The following is a 22,525-nucleotide window of genomic DNA, read 5'->3' on the forward strand; positions in this document are numbered from 1 at the left end:
AGCCAGTCGATCACGGTGTTCCTCGCGTGGTGTGATGCCATGATAGTGAGTGTGTCGACCTGGGATGAGCCCGAGGAGGAGCACGCTCGGTCTGTTCGTGCTCCCTTTCCGGGCGCGCTGCTGATTGCCTCGACGGAGCTCTACGAGCCCACGTTCCGCCGGACCGTGGTGTACCTGATCGATCATGATGCCTCCGGCACGCTGGGAGTCGTGCTCAATCGTCCGAGCGAGACGGCGGTGCATGACGTGTTCCCGCAGTGGGCTCCCCTCGTGGCCAAGCCGCAGGCGCTGTTCATCGGCGGACCCGTCAGCCGGGAGTCCGCGGTATGCCTGGGCACTGTCCGGCCAGGGCTGTCCGCTGATGGTGTGGAGGGTCTCAAGCAGGTCGAGGGCAGGACCGTGATGGTCGATCTTGATGCCGATCCGGAGTACCTCGCTCCCCTGCTGGCTGGCATCCGGGTGTTCGTCGGCTATGCGGGCTGGTCCGGCGGGCAGCTCGGGAGCGAGCTTGCGCGCGACGACTGGATGATGTTCCCGAGCCTGCCCGCGGACGTGCTCGCCCCTGCCCGCATCGACTTATGGGGGCAGGTGCTGCGGCGCCAGTCGGCTCGCTATTCCATGCTGGCGACTCATCCGATCGACGTGGATCGCAATTGATCGTCGACCACTGCTCCGAGCGCGGTTACGGCCCCGTGGAGCTCGTCGATGCTGGCCGTCAGCGGCGGGCGGAATCGCAATGATCGCTCTCCGCAGCCAAGAACGAGAACGTGGCGGTCCTCGCGGAGAGCCGCGATGGTGGCATCCCTGAACGGGGTGCCCGGAAGGGTGACCGCACAGATCAGCCCCCGCCCGCGGGGGTCAGTGATCGCTGAGCAGCGGGTGGCGAGGTCCTCGAGCTCGGCCAGGAGGAGCTTGCCCTTGTCGCGGGCCGCTGCGATGAGGCCCTCGGCCTCGACGATCTCCAGGATGCGCTGGCACCGCACCATGTCGGTGAGGTTTCCCCCGAAGGTGGAGTTGATGCGGGAGGGAACGGTGAAGACGTTGTGCGTTAACTCGTCGATCCGTCCGCCGGCCATGATCCCGCAGACGTGGGTCTTCTTGCCGAACGCGACGATGTCAGGCTCGAGCCCGAGTTGCTGGTATGCCCAGGGCGTTCCGGTCGCGCCCGCTCCGGTCTGGACCTCGTCGAGGATGAGCAGGGCGTCGTGGGCGTGGCAGAGCTGCTGCATCTGCTGGAGGAAGATTGCGGGCAGGTGGTGATCACCCCCCTCCCCCTGGATGGGCTCCGCGATGAACGCGGCAATGGAATGAGGGCGCTCGCGGAACGCTGACCGGGCCTGCCCGAGGGACTGTCGAACCAGTTCAGAGGTGTTCCGGGCATGCCCGATGCGGTCTGTGCCCGGGTAGGGAGAACGGATCCGAGGCCAGTCGAACACCGGGAACCTGGCGGTCTTGATCGGATCGGTGTTGGTGAGCGACATCGTGTAGCCGGTGCGGCCGTGGAACGCATCGGTGAGGTGCATGATCGATAGCGGCCGCTGGGGCCGCCGCCCATGCCGCTCGTTGTGCCGCGATTTCCAGTCGAAAGCCGCCTTGAGCGCGTTCTCCACGGCGTTGGCTCCCCCATCGATGAAGAACAGGTGCGGTAGCCGGGGATCCCCGAGCACGCGCGCGAAGGTATCCACGAAATCGGCGTAGGCCGTCGTATAGACATCCGAGTTCGTGGGCTTGTTGATCGCCGCGGAGAGCAGGCGCTCCCGGAAGGCTTCGTCACGGACGAGGCCCGGATGGTTCATGCCGAGCGTGCTCGAGGCGAAGAAGCCAAACATGTCGAGGTACGTGGTTCCGTCGCGCGCGTCGACCAGCCAGGTGCCGTGCGAGCGTTCGAGGTCCAGGACAAGGTCGAGCCCGTCGGTGAGGATGGACCGCCCGAGCATGCGATGGACTTCCCGCGGGGCCACCATCCCTCCATGGTAGGACGGATCGGACAGGTGCTCGATTTGTCGGGCACTACCTGACCGAGGACATGGCCATGGGGGTGACCGTCACCTGTTCGCTTGGGGTTCCCGCTGTTCATAAGCATGGCCAAGGCGATTGGCAATGATCGCGCAGACGATCAACTGGATCTGGTGGAAGATCATTACGGGCAGCACGATCATGCCTAGCGAGGGACCGCTGAACATGACCGCGGCCATGGGCAGGCCACTAGCGAGAGACTTCTTCGATCCGGCGAAAAGAATGACCGATCGATCGGCGTTGTCGAATCCGAGCACCCTGCCGATGCCGTGGCTGAGACCGAGGACGACCGCGAGCAGCACGATGCTGAACCCGACGATCACGGCTATGTCTGCTGCGGTCACCCGGTCCCAGACATGCTCGCGGGCACTCTCGCTGAAGGCGGCATAGACCACCAGGACGATGGCGCCCCGGTCGGCGAGCCGCGTCGTGCGGGGGTGCTCGGCGAGGAAAACCGCAAGCCAGCGGCGGGCAAGCTGTCCGAGCATGAACGGGAGCAGGAGCTGGACGCAGATCGCGAGGATCGCGCCGGAACCGACCTGGGCATGTCCGGTCGAGTTCATGAGCATGATCACGAGCAGGGGGGTGATCAGTACGCCGAGCAGGTTGGACGCCGACGCGCTCACGATGGCCGCAGCGACGTTGCCACGAGCGATCGACGTGAATGCGATGGAGGCCTGCACGGTTGAGGGGAGCAGCGTGAGGAAGAGGATTCCCGCGTAGAGCTCGGGAGCGAGCAGGCGCCCGGGCAGCTGTCCGATCAGGAGGCCGATGACCGGGAACAGGATGAAGGTGATGGTGAGGATGGTCAGGTGCAATCGCCAGTGCGCGAGGCCGCGCAGCGCGTCCTGCGGCGTGATGCGGGTGCCGTAGAGGAAGAACAGCACGGCGATGCCAATGCGAGTGAGCCACGTGATGATCTCTGCGCCGACGCCGGTGGCTGGGGCGAGGACGCCGATGACGGCTGCGATGAGGATCGCGATGATGAAGCCATCGATGCCGTATCTCGCGAGTCGCTTCATGAATGGATGCCTCAAGCTAGGGTTCTGGGACTACCAGCCGGCACTATCGTCACTTGACGAAAATGCCAGGCCGTCCGTCTTCTTGGCCTGGTGGTGCCCGCTATGCGCTACAACCGAACATGACCGCGATCACCCCGCTACCAGCAGTGATCACCCACACCGAGGCGACGATCACCTGTCCGGACAGGTCATCGGTCAGCAGGCCGGGCAGGACCGGGGATGAGCACTTTCAGTGCTCAGGTTCCGGCTGGCAGGCCTGGGCGAGCGAGCATCCGCTGCACGAGGAACAGGCGTCCGCGGCCGGGCGCGACGCGGACGCCTCGATCCCCAGCGAGGCACCCATGCCCGCGACCAGGATCGCGCCCACCACGGTCAGCGCGGCAACCGCGGCCCCGATCCACCAGCCCAGCACGGCCGCGGCGGCCGACCCGGCAAGGACGATCACCGACGCGGCGATCATCGTCGGGCCCGCGACGCGATTGGCGAGCGCGAAGGACTCATCGTCACGGAGCGTCTCCGGGGACCGGACGCCAAGGAACCGGTTGCGGGGGAGACGGCCAGCCACGCCAGCGATTCCCGCCAGCATGAGCAACGCCGCGAACATGACCAGGATTAGGGCAACTACGAGCACGGTAACTAGCATACGTTTGTGGAGCGCCCCCGATGAATCGGTCCCGGTAGCAATTATCCTGGATACCTGTCGGCGCGCCCCGGGACGCCCTGCGCCGACCCATCTCGCACTCACGTCGAACAATGAGGTAGAAGCCCACCGTGACTCAGTCGTCCACCGCCACAGGAGACAAGACGCCCCAGCACCGCTACACGGCGGACCTCGCGGGCGAGCTAGAGCGCCGCTGGCAGAACGAATGGACCACCAAGGGCACCTTCGATGCACCGAACCCCCCGGGTCCGCTCGCGGGCGACGTGCCCGATGACAAGCTCTTCGTCCTCGACATGTTCCCGTACCCCTCCGGCGCGGGCCTGCACGTAGGGCACCCCCTCGGGTTCATCGCCACCGATGTCTACGCCCGGTTCCACCGCATGCAGGGGCATAACGTCCTGCACACCATGGGATTCGACAGCTTCGGCCTGCCTGCCGAGCAGTACGCCGTGCAAACAGGCACCCACCCCCGCACCACCACCGAGGCGAACATCGAGCGCTACCTCGCGCAGATCCGTCGGCTCGGCCTCGGGCACGACGAGCGGCGACGCGTCGCGACGACCGATGCGAGCTTTTACAAGTGGACCCAGTGGATCTTCCTGCAGATCTACAACGCCTGGTTCGACCCCGAGCTCGGGCGCGCCCGCCGGATCGACGAGCTGATCGCCGAGTTCGAGTCAGGTGCCCGGCAGGTGCCCGGTGATCAGGCCTGGTCAGAGATGTCTCAGGGTGACCGCGAGCAGGTGCTCGAGCAGTACCGGCTGGTGTACCACTCGAACGCGATGGTCAACTGGTGCCCCGGGCTGGGCACCGTCCTCGCCAACGAGGAGGTCACCGCTGATGGCCGGAGCGAACGCGGCAACTACCCCGTGTTCCGCAAGCACCTCAGCCAGTGGATGATGCGCATCACCTCCTACGCCGACCGCCTGCTCGATGACCTCGATGACCTCGACTGGCCCGAGAAGGTCAAGACGATGCAGCGCAACTGGATCGGGCGCTCGCGCGGCGCCAGCGTCCACTTCGCCACCGAGGGCGATGCCACGATCGAGGTCTTCACCACCCGGCCTGACACGCTGTTCGGCGCGACCTACATGGTGCTCGCGCCCGAGCATGCCCTCGTCGAGGCCCTGGTCGCCGATGCCTGGCCCGCCGGTACTGATCCGCGCTGGACCGGGGGAGCGGGGAGCCCTCGCGAGGCCGTCGACGCGTACCGCGCCTCCATCGCCTCGAAGTCCGACCTCGAGCGCCAGGAGAGCAAGGAAAAGACGGGCGTCTTCCTCGGCGCCCACGCGATCAACCCCGTCAACGGCCACCGCATCCCGGTGTTCATCGCCGACTACGTGCTCACCGGCTACGGCACCGGGGCGATCATGGCGGTGCCCGCCCACGATGACCGCGACCACGAGTTCGCGACCGTGCTCGGGCTCGACATCATCCCCGTGGTCGCTCCGCGAGGGGAGGGGCAGGCCCCCGAGGGGGAAGCGTTCACCGGCGATGGCGAGGCGATCAACTCGGCCAACGACTCCGGCCTCGACATCAATGGCCTCGCCGTCGCGGACGCGAAGGCAGCCACCATCACATGGCTCGAGGCCAAGGGAATGGGCCGGGGCACCGTGCAGTACAAGCTGCGTGACTGGCTCTTCGCCCGGCAGCGCTACTGGGGAGAGCCATTCCCCATCGTCTATGACGAGGATGGCGTCACCCATGCGCTGCCGGAGTCGATGCTGCCTGTCGAGCTGCCTGACCTGACTGACTACGCGCCCGTCACCTTCGACCCCGACGATGCCAGCTCCGAGCCGTCGCCGCCGCTGGCCAAGGCTGTCGACTGGGTCAACGTGGAGCTTGACCTCGGCGACGGCCCCAAGCGCTACCGGCGGGACACCAACGTCATGCCGCAATGGGCGGGCAGCTCCTGGTACCAGCTGCGCTATATCGATCCCACCAACGAGGTCGAGTTCTGCGCGAAGGACAACGAGCAGTACTGGGTTGGTCCGCGGCCGGAGCACCATGGGCCCCGCGATCCCGGTGGCGTGGATCTCTACGTCGGTGGTGTCGAGCATGCGGTGCTGCACCTGCTCTACGCGCGCTTCTGGCACAAGGTGCTCCATGACCTCGGCCACGTCACGTCCAGCGAGCCGTACCGGAGACTGTTCAACCAGGGCTACATCCAGGCATTCGCCTACACCGATGATCGCGGCGTCTATGTGCCGGCCGAGGAGGTCACTGAATCAGAGGGTGGCTTCTCCTGGACCAACCCGGCGGGCGAGACCATTGCCGTCCATCAGGAGTACGGCAAGATGGGCAAGAGCCTCCGCAACTCCGTCACCCCGGATGAGATCGCCGAGGACTTCGGCGCCGACACCCTCCGCATGTACGAGATGTCGATGGGTCCGCTCGACGCATCGCGGCCCTGGGCGACCAAGGATGTCGTGGGCGCGCACCGGTTCCTGCAGCGTGTCTGGCGGCTCGTCATCGACGAGAGCACCGGTGGCATCAAGACGACGGCCACCGAGCCGGACGAGGAGACCTTGCGCATCCTGCACCGCACCATCGCGGGAGTGTCCGATGACTACGGCTCGCTGCGCATGAACACCGCTGGGGCGAAGCTCATCGAGCTCACCAACCATCTGACCAAGCACTGCCCGGATGCACCGCCGCGCGCCGCCGTCGAGCCCCTGGTCCTGATGCTGGCCCCCCTCGCGCCGCACGTCGCGGAGGAGCTCTGGCACCGGCTCGGCCATGGCGATTCGCTCGCGCATGGCCCGTTCCCGGTCGCCGATGAGCAGTGGTTGATCGACGATTCAGTCGAGTACCCCATCCAGGTGAACGGCAAGGTCCGGGATCGCATCACCGTCGCCGCGGATGCTGACCGCGCCACGGTGGAGGCGGCGGCCCTCGCCGCACCACGCATCGTGGCTGCCCTGCAGGACAAGCAACCGAGGAAGGTCATCGTCATCCCCGGCAAGATGGTCAACGTGGTGCTCTAGCCGGATCGGTGCCGGGAGCATGATGGCCGAGTGGTCCTGACCGCCCACCGCCGTCGGATAGAGTGATCCATGTCACCCCTGTGCGCGTCGAATCATCGGCGCCGCCAGGGCATCCCGCATGCGAATGGCAGCCCGATGAGAACGATCCTCGCGCGCGCGGCCGGCACGATGGCCCTCGCCCTCCCGCTGGCCCTGCTCGGCACGTCCGCCGCGACCGCGAGCCCCGCGGTCACCGCCTGGGACCTGGGAATTGCCACCGCGGTCGAGGTCAACGCGCCTGGCCAGTTCTGCCGCACGGCCCCGCAGGGACTCCCGGTAGGACCGTGGACGATCATCCCGAAGATCCTGCTGCCACCGTTGATCGAGGGCGCGGGTGGCGTCACGGTCGTGTGCGTGCCCGGGACCAGCGGGCCCGTCGACGTGCACAGCGGGATCGGGCTGACCCCGCTCTTCTGACCCGTGCACCCCGCCGTGCCGCCAGCGCCCTATGTGCGCTTGGGCCGCAGCACGACCTCGGTGGGATGACCATCCCGAGGCATCCGGATCGCGTGGGCCACGGCCTGCGCGACCGTTGCGGGGCGGAGGAACTCGTCGGGCTCGTACTCGCGGCCCTCGGTCGCGACGATCGACCGCTGCATATCGGTATCGATCCGGCCGGGGAAGATGGACGTGACCCGCAGCGCGGGCTCCTCGAGCCGCAAGGCATCAGCGAAGGCGCGCAGCGCGAACTTGGACGCGGCATAAGCGGACCAGCCTGCATTGGCGCGCAGGCCAGCACCCGAGTTGATGAGCACGACATGCCCGCCAGCCAGCCGTAGCGCTGGCAATAGCTCTCGCGTCAGGTGCACGATCGCCAGCAGGTTCACCTCGAGCGTGCTCTCCCACACCGACAGGGGAGTGTCGCGGATGCTGCCGATCTCGGCCATGCCCGCGTTGTGCACCAGCACGTCGAGCGACTTCACGGTGCTCGCTGCCTCGGAGACCGCGGCACGGTCGGTGAGGTCGACGGTCCACGGGTCCGCGTCGGGCAGGTGGTCGGCGAGCGGCTGTAGTGCTGCCTCATCGCGACCGCCCAGCAGGATCCGGTGCGTGGACTCGAGCTCCTGGGCGATCGCGGCACCAAGGCCACGGCTCGCTCCAGTGATCAATGCAGTCGGCATGCCTACAGGCTATCCGCTGGAATTGCCCAGCAAGCACAGCGGGGCCAGCGGGACAGATGTCCTCCCGTGGTCTGATGCGGGATTCCGTCCGTGGTCCGATGAGGCCAGGTCCGACTTTCCCTAGCGTTGCACGCATGCCACGCTACCGATATGACGAGCCACCGACGCGCGCTCCAGAACCCACCGTGCCACCTGGATTAGGTGGTGATGTCCTCCCGCGCCTGACCGGGATCGATCTCGCGCGAGGCCTCGCCGTCCTGGGCATGATCGTGGTGCATACGGGCATGTTCGCGGTCAGCCCGGACGTGAACGCGTTGTTCAGTGGCAGGTCATCGATCCTGTTCGCGGTACTCGCGGGCGTGTCACTGGCTCTGCTCTCGGGCGGCCAGCGGATCCACGTGGGCACGCGATTGCGCCGCGACCGGGTATCGATCGCGGTGCGCGGGGGGATGCTCCTGGTTCTGGGCATGCTGCTCGCGGTCGTTCCGAGCCACGTCCTGGTCATCCTGATCACCTACGCGGTGCTTTTCCTGCTGGCGCTGCCCGTGCTGGCGTGGAGCTGGCGCCGCCTTGCCGGGACCGCGCTGGCGTGGGCGCTGGTCGCGCCCGTCATCTCCTTCGTCCTGCGTGGCGCTATCCTGCCAGAGACCGACACGCTGGGCGGCACCCTGACCGCGCTGGATCTGCTTGATCCAGGCTCGTTGGTGGCGGGCCTGCGGATGACATTCATCGACGGCACCTACCCGGTATTGACGTGGGTCCCCTTCCTGCTGCTGGGCCTGGCATTGGGTCGATGGGGATTGGATCGGCGGGATGCCGGCTGGAAGCTCTTCCTCGCGGGCGCTGCACTCGCCACGATCGGCTATGGAGGCTCGGCGCTCGCCCTGACGGCGGGCGCGCGTGACGCGCTCATCGCTGCGATGGAGGAGACGAGCCCGGGCATGGGCGCGGGCATGCTCGATGAGCTGGCGCGCACTGGCTTTCCCGGCGCGGTCTACGCCACTGATTGGCGCTGGCTGCTCGTGGACGATCCGCACTCGGGCACGAGCTTCGAGATCGTCGGCAGCGGGGGAGTGGCGGTGCTGCTCATTGGGGCGTCCTTGCTGGTGGCCCGCTGGCTCCCGCGCGTCGTCGCGCCCATCGCGGCGGTCGGGCGAATGCCGTTGACCATCTATGTCGGGCATATCCTCGCTATCGGTCTGTTGATGGTGCTGGGCGTGCTGACACTGGACATGACCCAGTTCGCACTGTTCCTGATCGTGCCGGTGGTGGTGGCAGTCGCGTGGTCACGCTGGGCGGGAAGGGGACCGCTCGAGCGCATGATGACGGCGGGTTCCCGCGCGATCGCTGGGCGGATCACCGACAATAGATAGGGAGGTGCCGCATGCGAGTCGGGATCGCGCAGGTTGCCGCGTCGGCGTTGAGCGCTGAGCTGGATCTGAATGTCGCGATGCTTCGGTCGCTGGCGGAGCAGGCTGCCCGCCTCCATGCGGACATCCTGGTGACGCCCGAGCTGATGCTTACCCGTTACGAGCCGGCGTGGGCCGCGCGCCATGCGGCCGAGGGGGAGTGGCTGAGGGAGGCCGCCGCCCGGATCAGCGCGGATGCTGGGGTCGCGCTCGTGGTATCCACGCCCGAGCTCGCGGACGGACGCCGATTCATCACAGTGACATTGCTCGCTGGGGGCCAGGCCCTGATGCATCACCGCAAGCGAATCCTCTTTGGCGCGGCAGAGGCGGCGAGCTTCGAGGCGGGTAGCGAGCCCACGGGCGTGGTAGAGCTCGCTGGTGCGCGGATCGGGCTTGCCCTCTGCTACGAGATCGAGTTCCCCGCGCTCGCTCGCGCAGCAGCTCGCGCGGGAGCCGACCTCATGTGCGTGCCCACTGCCCTGACCGAAGGAGTGACCGGTCAGGTGTCCGAACAGGTGCCCAAGGTGATCGTTCCTGCCCGGTCGATCGAGAATCAAATGCATATCGCCTACGCGAACTATGCCCGCCCCGAATACATCGGGCAGAGCACGGTCACCGGACCGCTCGGCACCCTGATGCGTGCCGGGACGGAGCCAGTGCTCGCGGTGCACGCCATCGACATCGCCGCGGCACGTGCTGGGCGCGCGATCAACACCTACCTGCAGGACCTCCCATGAGCATGTCGATGCTGGTGCCTGACTTCCCCTTCTCGTATGACACCTATCTTGCGCACCCGGCAGGCCTCGGAAGCCTGCCTGCCGACGCTCACGGCACGCCGGTGGCGATCATCGGGGGCGGGCTCGCGGGAGTCATCTGTGCCCACGAGCTGCTCAAGCTCGGCGCGCGTCCTGTGGTCTACGAGTCCGCGGCCCTCGGGGGCCGCATGCGCACCGCCCGGTTCCCGGACTCCCCAGCGCCGCCCGCGGACCTCGGGGCCATGCGCTTCCCCCGGTCCAGTCGTGCGCTGTTCCACTACATCGACCAAGCTGGACTGCGCACAGCACCCTTTCCGAACCCCCTCGCTCCCGCGACGCCCAGCACCGTGATCGAGCTCGGGGGAGAGCGGCACTATGCGCGGACCGCCGCCGACCTGCCGCCCCTGTTCCACGAGGTCTCGCGCTGCTGGGAGCAATGCCTTCGCGCCGCCAATGGGGACGCGCTGCGCGCGGCGATAGCGCAGCGTGACCACCACGCCATCAAGGACCTGTGGAACCCGATGGTGGCGCGGCTCGACGACGAGTCCTTCTACGGGTTCCTCGCCCGCGCGCCAGGATTCGCCGAGCAGCCATTCCGCTACCGGGAAATGTTTGGCCAGGTGGGATTCGGCACCGGCGGATGGGACACCGACTTCCCCAACTCCATCCTCGAGGTACTGCGCGTCGTCCTCACCGGGGCCGACGAGGACCACCATCGCATAGTCGCCGGAGCCGATGCGCTGCCCCGGGCCATCTGGCGGCTTCCGCTCGGCGAATCCGCCCACTGGCCAGCGGGAACCTCGGTGGCGACAGTGCATCCCGGCGGACCACGGATGGGGGCACGGCGCATCCACCGCGACGCGCGCGGCGAGATCGCTGTCACCGACATGCTGGGCAACACAGCGTCTTACGCGGCCGTGATCGTGACCTGCCAGACCTGGCTGCTGTCCGCGCGCATCGACTGCGACGAGGGCCTCTTCCACCACGACTTGTGGTCCGCGATGGAACGCAGCCACTACATGCAATCCTCCAAGACCTTCGTGACCGTCGATCGCCCCTTCTGGCGCGACATCCACCCGGGGACGGGGCAGCACGCGATGAGCATGACCCTCACCGATCGACTCACTCGCGCCACCTCCCTCCTCGAGGACCAGCCGAACGGTCCCGCCACGATCTGCCTGAGCTACACCTGGAACGATGACGCGCTCAAGTGGCTGGCGCTCGATCCGGCCGAGCGGGTGCGCCTCATGCTGCACTCGCTACGCATGATCTATCCCGATGTCGATATCGCCGCCCACATCCGGGGAGAGCCGATCACCGTCTCCTGGGAGAGCGACCCCAACTTCATGGGAGCGTTCAAGAACAACCTGCCCGGCCACTACCGCTACCAGCAGCGGTTGTTCACGCATTTCATGCAGGACTCCATCGCGCCGCAGCATCGAGGCATCTACTTGGCCGGGGACGACATCTCATTCACCGCCGGGTGGGCCGAGGGCGCCGTCACGACCGCGCTGAATGCGGTGTGGGCCGTGCAGCGGCAGCTCGGCGGCCGTGCTTGCTCCGGCAATCCGGGCCCGGGCGACGTATTCGACGAGCTCGCCCCGCTCGTGCTCGGCAGCTAGTCCGGCAGCAGGTCACAGTCCGGCAAATCCCAGGTGGCGGGGCGCAGGTGGTATGCCACGATCAACGCGTCCCCGGAAATCGCGCGGGACGCCAAAGCTTCGATGACACCCGGAAGGTGTGAATACTGATGAACGGGATCAAGCGTGTTCTCGCGACCGCGACATGCGGTGCGGCCCTCACTGCGGCCGCGCTAGCCGCTGGCGCGGGAACGGCATCGGCCCAGCCCGTGAACTGCAACCAGCTTCCCATGGGGGTCGCGGGCCTGTCGCTGTGCTTCGAGGGGTTCGGTGAGCACCGGCTCGTCATGGACTGCGTGCGCGAGGTGTTCCCGCAGTTCGGTGGCAGCAGCCACGGGTTCACCACCGTGCGGGTGGAGGGGCCGTGGATGCCCGTGGGCATGCCCTCGTTCGCCACCTGCTTCGGGGAGAGCGGATGGCTGCCCATCCACCAGCAGCTCGCCACGGAGACCCGGGGCCCGCAATAGGCGGCCCGTGGTCTAGCGGCCCGGCGAGTGTGCGAGGAACGACAGGTCTAGCGACGAAAGCTGTCGTATATCGCACACTCGCCACCCAGGCACACTCGCCACCCGGGCACACCACGAACAGCGGCTAGGCCTTCCAGGCCACCACGACTGCCGAGCGAGGCTGCGCGTCGCCGCCCTCGGGCCAGTGCGAGGCGGGATTCTCGATCGTCGCGTCATCGAGCTCGCCGGGATGCTGCACGCACACGATGTAGCGGTTCTCGGTGATAATGGGTCCGCAGGTCTCCGCGCCGACCGGCACCGACAGGAACTGGCGCGTCTCACCGCGGCGCGGGCCATCGAGCACCACGGAGAACAGTCCGTCGTTGGCGCCGAGCGCGTTGCCGTCGGTGGAGATCCACAGGTTGCCGTCCGGATCGAACGCGACGTTGTCGGGGCAGGAGATGGGGGAGACCTGCTCCTTGTCGAACCCACCGTAGTAGGTATCGGCGGTCGCGGGATCGCCGCACACCAGCAGCAGGTTCCACGTGAGGCTGGTGCCGGTGTGGTCGTCGGTGATCTCGATGATCTGGCCGTTCTTGTTCTCGTTGCGCGGATTGGCCTCATCCACACGGGGATTGTCATCGACGCCGCGCCGTGAGTTGTTCGTCAGGGCGCAGTACACCTTGCCAGTGCGGGGGCTTGCCTCGATGTCCTCGGGACGGTCCATCTTGGTCGCGCCGGCCTCGTCCGCGGCGAGGCGGGTGAACACCGCGACCTCGTCGGCAGTGAAGCCATCGATGAGCGATTCGGCACCGTCAGCAGTGGCGCGGAGCAGCGGGATCCAGGTGCCGGTTCCGTCGAAGGCGCCGTCGCCGGGCAGCGAGCCGGACCCGTCGATCTCGCTGGCTGGGGAGTTGCCGTCGAAGCGAGCGACGTAGAGGGTGCCCTCGTCGAGGATGGTCATGTTGTGGCGCATCGCTGCGGCGCCGTTGCCCTGCTGGATCTTCTTCGCCGAGACGAACTTGTAGATGTAGTCGAAGCGCTCGTCATCGCCCATGTAGGCGATCACCGAGCCGTCGTCGGTGACATGGATGGTGGCGCCCTCATGCTTGAACCGGCCCATCGCGGTGTGCTTGACCGGGGTGGACGCGGGATCCCACGGGTTGATCTCGACGATGTAGCCGAAGCGGTTGGGCTCGTTCGGCTCGCTGGGGACATCGAAGCGCGAGTCGAATCGCTCCCAGGCGCGGCGCGATGCGCCCTCGGGCATGCCGTAGCGCGCGAGGCGAGTTGCCGCGGGCTCCTCGGCTACCTGGTCGGAGTTGCCAAAATACTGGTTGAAGTTCTCCTCGCCGGACAGGATGGTGCCCCATGGGGTGACGCCGCCCGCGCAGTTGTTCAGCGTGCCGCGCACGATCGTTCCGGAGGGGTCGGCACTGGTGCGCACGAGGTCGCTGCCCGCTGCGGGACCCACGAGCCGGAACTCGGAGGTGACGGTCAGGCGCCGGTTGTACTCCGAGCCAGCTGGGACGAGGCGGCCGTCGCCGGCGTTGCCCCGGACCTTGACCACAGAGATGCCGTGCGCGGCCCAAGCGGTGCGGACCTGCTCCTCGGTGGGGTTCTCCTCGTCGTAGCCGGGGAACATGGCCGGCTCGTTGGTGTACTCGTGGCTGACGACGAGCAGATGGTCGTTGGGGGAGCCCTCGATGGGCAGCAGGCCAGCGAAATCGTTGTTGTAGCCGAACTGCTGCTCCTGCGCCTCGGCGTTCTGGTTGGAGAAGTCCCACGCGGGCGCGCCGTCGAGCACGGGATCGCCCCAGCGGATCACCACATCGCTGGAGTATCCGCTGGGCACGCGCACCGCATCCTCGGTGTTCGGGGGCACGGGCTCGAAGTCGAGGCCGCGGGGCGGAGGCGGCAGCTCGGAGCCACCGCTACTGGTGGGGGAGGCGCTGGCCTGCGCGCCCGTCGCGGAATCACTGGTGCCGCAGGCGGCGAGGACGGTGCTGGCGCCGATGCCGAGGGCGGCGACCGCGCCACCGTGCAGCACCCGGCGGCGGGTCACCGCCGCGCGCACCACGTCGCCGAAGTACTCGTTGCCGGAGGTGTTGGGGACCTCTTGGGAACATGCGTCACCGCACCGGTAGACGCAGGTCGCGTGGGAGCGGGCGGACTGCCCATCATGCTTGACGAAGAGGGACAAGGGCTGGAGCTTCACTACGGGTCTCCTTGAGGCAGGGCTGGCGTGACGTTCCTGAGGGCTACTCCACTGGGACGCTAGGGACACGAGGTGAGCGGCAGGCAGGGTGGCGATGAACGTCCGGCGAACGCTGGCCAAGCATCGCTGCATGGCGGCCGAAGCCCCCGGAACAGCAGGTAAACGGCTCGCAAGGGCTATTCGGGCAAGTCGAGCGAAAGGGGCGCGTGTTGCAATCGCAACCCGCATCGACGCCGATTCGAGATCGAAATGCCAGGTTTGCGCGCGAGGAGCAGGCACACTGTTCCCGACGGTGCTGGTCCCCTTCGACGTGGGGCGCCAGCAACACGAACGTGACGGAACACGCCCCGCTGATCGGGCGTCGCAGAACTGGAGTAGTAGATGTCCTACATCCCGCGCGCGCTACTTGCCGCCGCAGCGGCCGGAGCCTTGGTGCTGACCGGTTGCTCCAACCCATTGAGCGCGGACCAGGCCGCGGAGCAGAACCTCGACGGGCGTGGCCCGATCACCTTCGCGATGGGCAAGCACGACGCCGCCGTCGTCCTCGAGGTGATCGAGCGCTGGAACGCCGAGAACCCCGAGGAGGAAGTGACCTTCGCGGAACTGCCCGGCTCCGCGGACGATCAGCGCAACGCCCTGGTCCAGAGCCTCCAGGCGCAGGACGGCCAGTATGACGTGATGGCCCTCGATGTGGTGTGGACCGCCGAGTTCGCTGCCAACGGCTGGGCGCAGCCGCTCGTGGACGAGCTCGAGCTCGACACCTCCGGGCTGCTGCCCGCGACGGTGGAGAGCGCCACCTACCGCGATACCCTCTACGCTGGCCCGCAGAACACCAACGGCGCGCTGCTGTACTACCGCACCGACCTCGTCGATCAGGCCCCCACCACCTGGGCCGAGATGTCCGATTCCTGCGGTGCCGCGTTCGACGCCGGCATCGACTGCTACATCGGCCAGTTCAGCAACTACGAGGGGCTCACGGTCAACGCTTCCGAGGCGATCAACGCCTTCGGTGGCGACATCGTTGGCGACGACGGCCAGACCCCGGCAGTGGACACTCCCGAGGTGCGCGCCGCCCTCCAGACCCTCGTCGACGCGTTCAACAACGGCGTGATCCCCAAGCGCGCCACCGGCTTCACCGAGGAAGAGACCAACCTCAACTTCGTCGAGGGCGACGCCCTGTACGCCCGCAACTGGCCCTACATGTATGCCAACGCGGCCGCGGAAGAATCCAACGTCGCCGATAGCTTCGGCATCGCGCCGCTGCCCGGCGAGGATGGCATCGGCACCTCGACGCTCGGTGGCTACAACAACGCCATCAACGTGTTCTCCGAGAACAAGGCCACCGCGCGGGACTTCATCGCGTACATCCAGAACGAGGAGAGCCAGCGGCAGTTCATGGAGGCGGCGTTCCCTCCAGTGCTCGCTTCCATCTACGATGATTCCGCGCTCGCCGAGGAGTACCCCTACCTCCCGGTGCTCAAGGAATCCCTCGAGAACGCCAAGCCGCGTCCGGTGACCCCGTTCTACGAGGCGATCTCGAAGGCAGTGCGCGACAACGCCTATGCAGCGATCAACGGTGACGCCACCGTCGACGAGGCCATCGCCAACATGCAGGCCGCGATCGACGCCGCGGGCCGCTGACCCCCGACGCCCAAGGAGACAAGGGATTGGCTCGATCAGCAGGGGCCGGGGACGATGTTCCCGGCCCCGTGCTGGCTGGTTCGCGGCGCAGCAAGCCTGCTCCGGGGGCGCCGGCACGGAGGAAGCGGGACTGGCGACCGGTCTACCTGATCGCCCCCACCATGGCGATCCTTGCCATCGTCATCGCCTACCCTGTGATCCGGGCCATCTACCTGTCATTCCAGGCGGACCAGGGATTCGATCAGGCGACCGGCCGCTTCGTCGATGGGGGCTTCGCGGGATTCGCGCACTATACGAAGTGGATCCTGCAGCAGACCACCAACTCCCTCGGCGAGACGATCGCGTGCCCGCCCGGCACCCTGTGCTCCAACTTCTGGGAATCGGTCGGCATCACCTTCTTCTTCGCCATTGTCACAGTGACGATCGAGGTGGTGCTGGGCTTCTGGATGGCCATCATCATGGCGCGGACCTTCGCGGGCCGCTCGCTCCTGCGTGCCAGCGTGCTCATCCCGTGGGCCATCCCCACCGCCGTCACCGCCAAGCTCTGGTTCTTCATCTTCGCCGACCAGGGCATCGCCAACCAGATCCTGGGCCGCCGCATCGGTTGGCTCACCGAGGACTGGCCCGCCCGTTTCGCCGTCATCATCTCCGACGTGTGGAAGACCACCCCATTCGTGGCGTTGCTCATCCTCGCCGGCCTGCAGATGATCCCCAAGGACGTCTACGAGGCAGCCAAGGTCGACGGCGCCAACACCTGGCAACGCTTCACCCAGATCACGCTGCCCCTGGTCAGGCCCGCGCTGATGGTCGCGGTCCTCTTCCGCACGCTCGACGTCCTGCGCATGTATGACCTGCCTGCCATCCTCCACGGCGCGGGCGGCGCCTCGCCGACGACCACCGTATCCATCCTGGTGGTGGCCGACATCCGGCAAGGCAGCTTCAACAGTGCCTCCGCGCTATCCACGCTCGTGTTCCTCATGATCTTCGCCGTCGCGTTCATCATGGTGAAATGGCTGGGCGCCAATGCCATCCGCACTCAGGAAACCCAGCGGAAGGGGACATGATGCCACGCTCCAGCGAGGCCGTCGTGTCCTCCCGGGCAACAGCCGCGCGCCGGCGCCGCTCGCAGTCCCTGCGCACCTATGCCGGAGTCGCTGTCATCCTCGTGTGGGGGCTCGCGCCGTTCTACTGGATGATGGTCACCGCCTTCCGCGACCTCCGGTTCACCTTCAGCACCACCCCGTGGCCCACGAACCTGACCCTCGAGAACTTCCGCAACGCGCTCTCCACCCGGGCCGGCAACGACTTCCTTGGCGCGATCATCAACAGCCTCATCATCGGCACCGCCACCACGCTGATCGCCCTCGGGCTCGGCATCTTCACCGCCTATGCGCTCGCCCGCCTCGAGTTCCGCGGCAAGTACATCGTCACCGGGGTCATCCTCGGCGCCTCCATGTTTCCCGTCGTCGCGCTGGTGACACCACTGTTCCAGCTCTTCACGGACCTCCGTTGGATCGGCACCTACCAGGCGCTCGTGATCCCCAACATCTCCTTCGTGCTGCCCCTCACCGTCTACACCCTCACCTCGTTCTTCGGGGACCTGCCCTGGGAGCTCGAGGAAGCAGCGCGCGTCGACGGCGCCACCCGCGCGCAAGCGTTCCGCATCGTCATCCTGCCGCTCGCCGCGCCAGCACTATTCACCTCGGCGATCCTCGCGTTCATCATCACCTGGAACGAGTTCCTCCTCGCCAGCCTGCTCTCCAACCGCGCCACCGAGCCTGTCACCGTGGCGATCGCGCGCTTCGGCGGCGACGATCCCTTCGTGCAGCCCTACGCCGCGATCATGGCCGCCGGAACGCTCGTGACCATTCCGCTCGTCATCATGGTCCTGATCTTCCAGCGGCGCATCGTCTCTGGCCTCACCGCCGGCGGGGTCAAGAACTGATGCACCCGATCGCCCTCCGCCAGCGCCTCGAGATCATGCTGGGCTTCACCGGATTCTTCACCGCCATCACCCTGATCAGCACTATCGTCGGGATTGTCCAGGGCGAGACCGGGCTCGGTCCGTCCTTGCTCCTGCTCGTCTGCGCCACTCTTTTCCTCACCGCCTACCGGAAATGGCGCCGCCTCGCGGACCCAGCGCCCGCTGCCTTCACGTCACAGGGATAATCGAGAAATGGATCTCGCATATCGCGTCACAGGTTCCGGCCCCACCCTGGTGCTCCTGCACGGAATCGTCCACAACCGGCGCGCCTGGAATCCCTTGGTGGACCGGCTCGCCCGCGAGCGCCGCGTGGTCACCGTGGACCTGCCGAGCCACGGCGATTCGCCGCAGCTCCCTGCCTCGGATCGCATTCTGCAGACCCTCGCGGATGTGGTGGAGGACTTCCTGCCCTCCATTGCCCCGGCGGGGGAGAAGGTCCACGTGGCCGGCAACTCCCTCGGTGGATGGCTCTCGCTGGAGCTGGCCGCGCGGGGTGTCGTGGCCTCCGCCACCGCGCTCTCGCCCGGCGGGTTCTTCGTCAACGACCTCGACCAGGAGCGCGCGACGCGGACTTTCCTCGGACTCCGCGCCGCCGCCCGCGTGATCGGCCCGGTCGGCGCCCCGGCGCTGCGCACCCCGCTTGTCCGCAGCGCCGCGCTCGGGGTCTTCTTCGGCAGGCCCTGGCGCATCAACCCGCTGGAAGCGGCGCGGGACCTGGAATCACTGAAGACCAACACCATGATCGATGCGATCCAGGGCGCGGACTGGAGCATCACCCCGCCGGTGGATCACGCCATCCCGATCACCGTGGAGTGGGGCGGGGGGGACCTCATGCTGCCGATCTACGAGATAGCTGGCGTGCGGAAGGTCTTCCCCGAGGCGCGGCTCATCGTGCTGCCCTGGGCGGGGCACGTTCCCATGATCGATGATCCCCGCGAGATCAGCAGGATCCTGCTCGAGGGCAGTTCGCGCGGGTAGCGTGCCCCGGCCTCGGCCGCGCGTGTGCCCCGGCCTCGGCCGCTAGCCGTTGATGCTGTCCCGCCAGGCGATCGCCTTGATCACGGGCGTGAGGTCATAGTCGGGGCCGTTGACCGGGATGGTGAACAGCGAGGCGCCAGCGTCGACGTACTCGCGGGCATCGTTGATGTCCTCGGGCAGCTGGATGGAGCGCTCGATCTCGGCGGGGTCGCGGCCGACGTCAGCGCAATGCTCGGCCAGCACCCCCGACTTGCGGGCGAAGGTCTCGGCGTCCCCGAACGAGTGCCAGATCCCCGCATGCTGGGCAACGAGGCGAAGGGTCTTGCGCACTCCACCGCCGCCGATCAGCATAGGGATGTCGCGGGTCGGCGCAGGATTGAGCCGGGCGAGGCGCTTCTCGATGCGCGGGAGGCTTGCCGCGAGGTCCTTGAGGCGGGACCCCTTGGTGCCGAAGTCGTATCCGTACTCTGTGTAGTCGCGCTCGAACCAGCCGGAGCCGATGCCGAGGATGAGGCGCCCGCCCGAGACGTGATCGACGGTGCGAGCCATGTCGGCGAGCAGCTCGGGGTTGCGGTAGCTGTTGCAGGTCACTAGCGCGCCGAACTCGATGGCCTCGGTCTGCTCGGCCCAGGCGGCGAGCATGGTCCAGCATTCGAAGTGCGGTCCATCGCGGTCGCCGTAGAGCGGGAAGAAGTGGTCCCAGTTGAACACGACGTCGGCACCGGCGTCCTCCACGCGCAGGACGGCATCGCGGATGAGCGCGTAATCGGGCGCGTGCTGGGGCTGGAGCTGCACGCCAATGCGTATCGGTCGCTGCATGGAATCTAGTGTGGCAGCGGTCACGCCGTAGCGCAGCCCCATGGTGGCATTCTCCTGGTTCGTGGTGCCCGCTGTGGGGTGTTCCTCGCCGTGGTGGCGTGGCGGCGCCCATGGCACCTCGTCCAGAGCTTCCGGTATTGACACCGGATGATCTTGAGGAGCACCGTTAGATCAACAACGGCGTAACCCGAGGTGAACCATGCCCCATGAGCTGGTCGAGAATCTCCCCACCGCGCTCCTTGAGGTGTCGCTCCTCCTCGGCGCCGCTGTACTGATCAGCCTGGTCACCCGGCGAGCGCATATCCAGCTCACCATCGTCCTCGCCGTCGCGGGACTCCTCGCCACGGAGATGGGCGCCGACCTGGTAGTCTCCGACTTCCTCACCGGCGATGGGTTCAAGGAACTGCTCATCAACCTGTTCCTGCCGATCCTGATCTTCGAGGCGGCGCTCGGGCTCTCCACCCGCGAGTTCATGCGAAACCTGCTCGCGATCAGTGCCCTCGCCTCGGCCGCGCTCGTCATCTCCGCGACGGTGGTCGGGCTCAGCCTCACCGCGGTGCTCGGCACGCCGATCCTCGCCGCGTTGCTCTTCGGCGTGCTCATCTCCGCCACGGATCCCGTCGCGGTCGTCGCGATCTTCCGCGAGCTCGGCGTCCCCAAGCGGCTGCTCACCCTCGTCGAGGGCGAGAGCCTGCTCAACGACGGCGTCGCCATCGTGCTCTACAACATCCTCGCCGTGGCGGCGGTAACCGGCACGCTCTCCGTTGGTGCCGGTATCACCGACTTCGTCATCGTGGTGGCTGGCGGCATCCTCACCGGCGCCATCGTCGGCACGCTCGCGGTGATGCTGCTGCCCTTCCTCGACCGGCTTGCCGCGGCCGCCATGTCCATCGCGGTCGCCTACGGCTCCTTCGTCTTCGCCGAGGCCATTCTCGAGGCGTCCGGTGTCATGGCGGCGGTCGCCGCGGGAATCACCGTCGGTGGACTCCTGGAGAGCCGGGCCCAGCATGCCGCCCGCGATCTGCTCCGCGAGCTGTGGGAATCGCTCGGGTACATGGCCAACGCGCTGCTCTTCCTCTTCATTGGCATCGCTCTCGACTTCGACATCCTCCGCGAGAACCTCCTAGCGATCCTCGTCGGCCTCGCCGCCGTGCTCATCTCCCGGCCCCTCGGGGTCATCCCGGTCGTCATCACCCTCGAGCGGCTCGCCCGCATCCCCAAGGTCGGCAACCGCAATTCCGCGGTCGTGGTCTGGGGCGGGCTGCGCGGTGGCGTCGCTCTCGCGCTCGCCCTCTCGTTGCCCGGAGAGCTCGAATGGCGCGATGAGTTCATCGCCATGACCGGTGGCGTGGTCCTGGCCACGCTGCTGGTCAACGCCACAACGATCTCGTTCGTCGTGCACGCGCTCGGCCTCGACAAGCCCAGCCGCACCGACGAGTACCTCGAATCGCTCGGCCGCATGGTGGGCGTCCGCGCGGCCCGCGACAAGCTCGACGACCTCAACTTCCACGATGATCTCGTCGCCGCCCACCTCGATGTCGCCGAGGCCGATGCCCGCGATCAGCTCAACCGCACCGATCTCAGCGGGGAGGAACAGATCAACGTGCTCATGCTGCGTGGCCTGCATATCGAGCGCGAGACCTACCAGAACCTCAGCGACGCTGGCCTCCTCCCGCCCATCGCCACCCGCACTCTCATGCAGGAGATCGACGACGAGATCGAGGAGGGCGATAGCGGGAGCCTGCGCATCGACGATGCGCGGCGCGCCCGCCTGCCGTGGTACGCGCGCCTGCACCGCTGGTCTCTTGGCAAGCTCCCGCCCCCGCTCGGCGAGGACCTCCACGAGGTGAGCTACATCGAGATCTCTGCTCGCCGCCTCGCCGCCCACAAGGCGGCAGAGGAGCTAGAGCTGTTCAAGACGTTGCCCAACGTCGAGGTCGCCAATGTCGACGCCGCCAAGGATCTCTTCATCCACTGGGAGGAGCGGGCCAGCGAGACCCTCGAGGACATGGGCACTAGCAGCGCGCTCGACGAGCGGGTGCTGCGCCGACGGCAGGCCAAGGCCCTCAGCCGAATCGCTATCGTGGAGGAGCTCCATCACATGGCGCAGTCCGGGATGCTCTCGCGCCAGGTCGCCGACGAGGCTGCCCTACGCGTGTCGGCCGAGGTCGAGCAAGCGGGGGAGTAAGGGGCGTGGCCTACCGGAACTCCTCTTTCTTCGTCTCGCGCTGCTTCGCGACGGCAGGGTTGCGGTTGGCTGTCTCGTCATTCTCGACGTAGTCCGAGAAGGCGGTGCCGGCCACGGCGCCGTTGGTTCCAGGCATCACGCTGGGCTGCCCCATCACGGAATCTTCGTCCGATTCCGCGGCATCGCTGTCCTCGTCCTCGTCCGCGGCCTCGTCGCTCTCCGCGGGCTGCGACGCGGACTGGCCGGCGGCCTCGGGGCTGCCCGCGGGTGGCTGCTCCTCGCCGGGAACGGTGCTGTCGTCAGAGGCGAGCCTCTCGGCCTCCACGTTCTCTCGCGCGTCCTCTGGTGTCGTGGCGATCTGATCCCCACCGGTGATGTCTGCGGGGTCGCGTGGAGCGTCCTTGTTCATGATCGTCCTTCCCATGAGCTCGAGATCGAGTCAGGAAAGGTATGCCCCGCGGGTCCAGGATCCAAACATGCTTCCGGGGCCCTGGAACGGCAGTGCCCCGGGAACCATGGAGGTTCCCGGGGCACTGATCATGCTGGGCCAGCTTGCGCCGGCGCGGCATCAGTTGCTGATGAAGTCCTCGAGCTGGGCGCG

Annotated in this window: 20 protein-coding genes; 13 read left to right on the forward strand and 7 right to left on the reverse strand. The window is 67.3% G+C overall.

Annotated elements, in window-relative coordinates:
- Positions 1 to 51 precede the first annotated feature (51 nt).
- Entirely contained in the window at positions 52 to 657 is a 606-nt protein-coding gene (locus tag HT102_RS11135; RefSeq protein ID WP_333473398.1) for a YqgE/AlgH family protein, read from the forward strand.
- Here the strand turns inward: HT102_RS11135 and lat are convergent.
- From lat to HT102_RS11150, 3 genes are all read right to left on the reverse strand, one after another.
- The gene (gene lat, locus HT102_RS11140) at positions 630 to 1,964 is read right to left on the reverse strand and encodes an L-lysine 6-transaminase (RefSeq protein WP_192039500.1); all 1,335 of its coding nucleotides are present in this window, start codon (positions 1,962 to 1,964) and stop codon (positions 630 to 632) included. The two genes, HT102_RS11135 and lat, sit on opposite strands and share 28 nt — an antisense overlap.
- Positions 1,965 to 2,045: 81 nt before the next feature.
- The gene (locus HT102_RS11145) at positions 2,046 to 3,038 is read right to left on the reverse strand and encodes a bile acid:sodium symporter family protein (RefSeq protein ID WP_192039501.1); all 993 of its coding nucleotides are present in this window, start codon (positions 3,036 to 3,038) and stop codon (positions 2,046 to 2,048) included.
- A gap of 229 nt (positions 3,039 to 3,267) precedes the next feature.
- A complete protein-coding gene (locus HT102_RS11150) occupies positions 3,268 to 3,669 on the reverse strand; it encodes an SdpI family protein (RefSeq protein ID WP_333473399.1) in 402 nt (133 codons plus the stop codon).
- Positions 3,670 to 3,809: 140 nt separating this feature from the next.
- On the opposite strand from HT102_RS11150, the gene leuS reads away from it, so the two are divergent.
- Together leuS and HT102_RS11160 are read left to right on the forward strand one after the other, a co-directional pair.
- On the forward strand, positions 3,810 to 6,686 hold the full coding sequence (leuS, locus tag HT102_RS11155; protein WP_192039503.1) for a leucine--tRNA ligase: 2,877 nt from the start codon (positions 3,810 to 3,812) through the stop codon (positions 6,684 to 6,686).
- 135 nt (positions 6,687 to 6,821) lie between these two features.
- The gene (locus HT102_RS11160) at positions 6,822 to 7,142 is read left to right on the forward strand and encodes a hypothetical protein (protein WP_192039504.1); all 321 of its coding nucleotides are present in this window, start codon (positions 6,822 to 6,824) and stop codon (positions 7,140 to 7,142) included.
- A 29-nt stretch (positions 7,143 to 7,171) separates the two neighbouring features.
- Here HT102_RS11160 and HT102_RS11165 read toward each other — a convergent pair whose 3' ends face one another.
- Positions 7,172 to 7,846, reverse strand: a complete 675-nt coding sequence (locus HT102_RS11165) for an SDR family oxidoreductase (protein ID WP_192039505.1) — start codon at positions 7,844 to 7,846, stop codon at positions 7,172 to 7,174.
- Positions 7,847 to 7,980: 134 nt separating this feature from the next.
- Here HT102_RS11165 and HT102_RS11170 point away from each other — a divergent pair, with 134 nt between their 5' ends.
- The 4 genes from HT102_RS11170 to HT102_RS11185 all read left to right on the forward strand — a co-directional run bounded on the left by HT102_RS11170 (position 7,981) and on the right by HT102_RS11185 (position 12,117).
- Positions 7,981 to 9,219, forward strand: a complete 1,239-nt coding sequence (locus HT102_RS11170) for a heparan-alpha-glucosaminide N-acetyltransferase domain-containing protein (protein ID WP_192039506.1) — start codon at positions 7,981 to 7,983, stop codon at positions 9,217 to 9,219.
- Between the two features lie 11 nt (positions 9,220 to 9,230).
- Positions 9,231 to 9,992, forward strand: a complete 762-nt coding sequence (locus tag HT102_RS11175) for a nitrilase-related carbon-nitrogen hydrolase (RefSeq protein WP_192039507.1) — start codon at positions 9,231 to 9,233, stop codon at positions 9,990 to 9,992.
- Complete coding sequence (locus HT102_RS11180) at positions 9,989 to 11,632, forward strand: flavin monoamine oxidase family protein (RefSeq protein ID WP_192039508.1); 1,644 nt, start codon at positions 9,989 to 9,991, stop codon at positions 11,630 to 11,632. Before HT102_RS11175 ends, HT102_RS11180 begins: the two co-directional genes overlap by 4 nt.
- A 128-nt stretch (positions 11,633 to 11,760) precedes the next feature.
- Positions 11,761 to 12,117 carry a hypothetical protein gene (locus tag HT102_RS11185; protein ID WP_192039509.1) on the forward strand — a complete coding sequence of 119 codons (357 nt, stop codon included), beginning with the start codon at positions 11,761 to 11,763 and terminating at the stop codon, positions 12,115 to 12,117.
- Between the two features lie 124 nt (positions 12,118 to 12,241).
- Here the strand turns inward: HT102_RS11185 and HT102_RS11190 are convergent, their stop codons facing one another.
- The gene (locus HT102_RS11190; protein WP_192039510.1) at positions 12,242 to 14,314 is read right to left on the reverse strand and encodes a PhoX family protein; all 2,073 of its coding nucleotides are present in this window, start codon (positions 14,312 to 14,314) and stop codon (positions 12,242 to 12,244) included.
- Positions 14,315 to 14,695: 381 nt separating this feature from the next.
- Between HT102_RS11190 and HT102_RS11195 the strand changes: the two genes are divergently transcribed.
- The 5 genes from HT102_RS11195 to HT102_RS11215 are packed head-to-tail and all read left to right on the forward strand — an operon-like array spanning position 14,696 to position 18,917.
- Positions 14,696 to 15,955, forward strand: a complete 1,260-nt coding sequence (locus HT102_RS11195; RefSeq protein ID WP_192039511.1) for an ABC transporter substrate-binding protein — start codon at positions 14,696 to 14,698, stop codon at positions 15,953 to 15,955.
- 26 nt (positions 15,956 to 15,981) lie between these two features.
- Positions 15,982 to 17,019 carry a carbohydrate ABC transporter permease gene (locus tag HT102_RS11200; RefSeq protein WP_408611350.1) on the forward strand — a complete coding sequence of 346 codons (1,038 nt, stop codon included), beginning with the start codon at positions 15,982 to 15,984 and terminating at the stop codon, positions 17,017 to 17,019.
- Positions 17,016 to 17,900 (forward strand): carbohydrate ABC transporter permease, encoded by an 885-nt coding sequence (locus HT102_RS11205; RefSeq protein WP_192039512.1) that lies wholly within the window; start codon positions 17,016 to 17,018, stop codon positions 17,898 to 17,900. The genes HT102_RS11200 and HT102_RS11205 overlap by 4 nt, the downstream gene beginning before the upstream one ends.
- Positions 17,900 to 18,124: a hypothetical protein gene (locus tag HT102_RS11210; protein ID WP_192039513.1), complete on the forward strand. Its 225-nt coding sequence runs from the start codon at positions 17,900 to 17,902 to the stop codon at positions 18,122 to 18,124. The genes HT102_RS11205 and HT102_RS11210 overlap by 1 nt, the downstream gene beginning before the upstream one ends.
- A gap of 7 nt (positions 18,125 to 18,131) precedes the next feature.
- Positions 18,132 to 18,917, forward strand: a complete 786-nt coding sequence (locus HT102_RS11215) for an alpha/beta fold hydrolase (protein ID WP_192039514.1) — start codon at positions 18,132 to 18,134, stop codon at positions 18,915 to 18,917.
- Positions 18,918 to 18,959: 42 nt separating this feature from the next.
- Here HT102_RS11215 and HT102_RS11220 read toward each other — a convergent pair whose 3' ends face one another.
- The gene (locus HT102_RS11220; protein WP_192039515.1) at positions 18,960 to 19,736 is read right to left on the reverse strand and encodes an LLM class F420-dependent oxidoreductase; all 777 of its coding nucleotides are present in this window, start codon (positions 19,734 to 19,736) and stop codon (positions 18,960 to 18,962) included.
- A 199-nt stretch (positions 19,737 to 19,935) separates the two neighbouring features.
- On the opposite strand from HT102_RS11220, the gene HT102_RS11225 reads away from it, so the two are divergent.
- Positions 19,936 to 21,924 carry a cation:proton antiporter gene (locus HT102_RS11225; protein ID WP_192039516.1) on the forward strand — a complete coding sequence of 663 codons (1,989 nt, stop codon included), beginning with the start codon at positions 19,936 to 19,938 and terminating at the stop codon, positions 21,922 to 21,924.
- A gap of 10 nt (positions 21,925 to 21,934) precedes the next feature.
- Here the strand turns inward: HT102_RS11225 and HT102_RS11230 are convergent, their stop codons facing one another.
- Complete coding sequence (locus HT102_RS11230; RefSeq protein WP_192039517.1) at positions 21,935 to 22,333, reverse strand: prolipoprotein diacylglyceryl transferase; 399 nt, start codon at positions 22,331 to 22,333, stop codon at positions 21,935 to 21,937.
- Positions 22,334 to 22,525: the final 192 nt, after the last annotated feature.

This window comes from Lolliginicoccus lacisalsi (assembly GCF_014841105.1).
Lineage (GTDB): Bacteria > Actinomycetota > Actinomycetes > Mycobacteriales > Mycobacteriaceae > Lolliginicoccus > Lolliginicoccus lacisalsi.

Bases quoted from the DNA above. Each gene is read 5' to 3' on its own strand.
- HT102_RS11220 (WP_192039515.1), bottom strand. From the start codon at position 19,736: ATGCAGCGACCGATACGCATTGGCGTGCAGCTCCAGCCCCAGCACGCG.
- HT102_RS11195 (WP_192039511.1), top strand. From the start codon at position 14,696: ATGTCCTACATCCCGCGCGCGCTACTTGCCGCCGCAGCGGCCGGAGCC.
- HT102_RS11175 (WP_192039507.1), top strand. From the start codon at position 9,231: ATGCGAGTCGGGATCGCGCAGGTTGCCGCGTCGGCGTTGAGCGCTGAG.
- HT102_RS11185 (WP_192039509.1), top strand. From the start codon at position 11,761: ATGAACGGGATCAAGCGTGTTCTCGCGACCGCGACATGCGGTGCGGCC.
- HT102_RS11180 (WP_192039508.1), top strand. From the start codon at position 9,989: ATGAGCATGTCGATGCTGGTGCCTGACTTCCCCTTCTCGTATGACACC.
- HT102_RS11230 (WP_192039517.1), bottom strand. From the start codon at position 22,333: ATGAACAAGGACGCTCCACGCGACCCCGCAGACATCACCGGTGGGGAT.
- HT102_RS11170 (WP_192039506.1), top strand. From the start codon at position 7,981: ATGCCACGCTACCGATATGACGAGCCACCGACGCGCGCTCCAGAACCC.
- HT102_RS11145 (WP_192039501.1), bottom strand. From the start codon at position 3,038: ATGAAGCGACTCGCGAGATACGGCATCGATGGCTTCATCATCGCGATC.
- HT102_RS11215 (WP_192039514.1), top strand. From the start codon at position 18,132: ATGGATCTCGCATATCGCGTCACAGGTTCCGGCCCCACCCTGGTGCTC.
- HT102_RS11225 (WP_192039516.1), top strand. From the start codon at position 19,936: ATGCCCCATGAGCTGGTCGAGAATCTCCCCACCGCGCTCCTTGAGGTG.
- HT102_RS11160 (WP_192039504.1), top strand. From the start codon at position 6,822: ATGAGAACGATCCTCGCGCGCGCGGCCGGCACGATGGCCCTCGCCCTC.
- lat (WP_192039500.1), bottom strand. From the start codon at position 1,964: ATGGTGGCCCCGCGGGAAGTCCATCGCATGCTCGGGCGGTCCATCCTC.
- HT102_RS11165 (WP_192039505.1), bottom strand. From the start codon at position 7,846: ATGCCGACTGCATTGATCACTGGAGCGAGCCGTGGCCTTGGTGCCGCG.
- HT102_RS11205 (WP_192039512.1), top strand. From the start codon at position 17,016: ATGATGCCACGCTCCAGCGAGGCCGTCGTGTCCTCCCGGGCAACAGCC.
- HT102_RS11210 (WP_192039513.1), top strand. From the start codon at position 17,900: ATGCACCCGATCGCCCTCCGCCAGCGCCTCGAGATCATGCTGGGCTTC.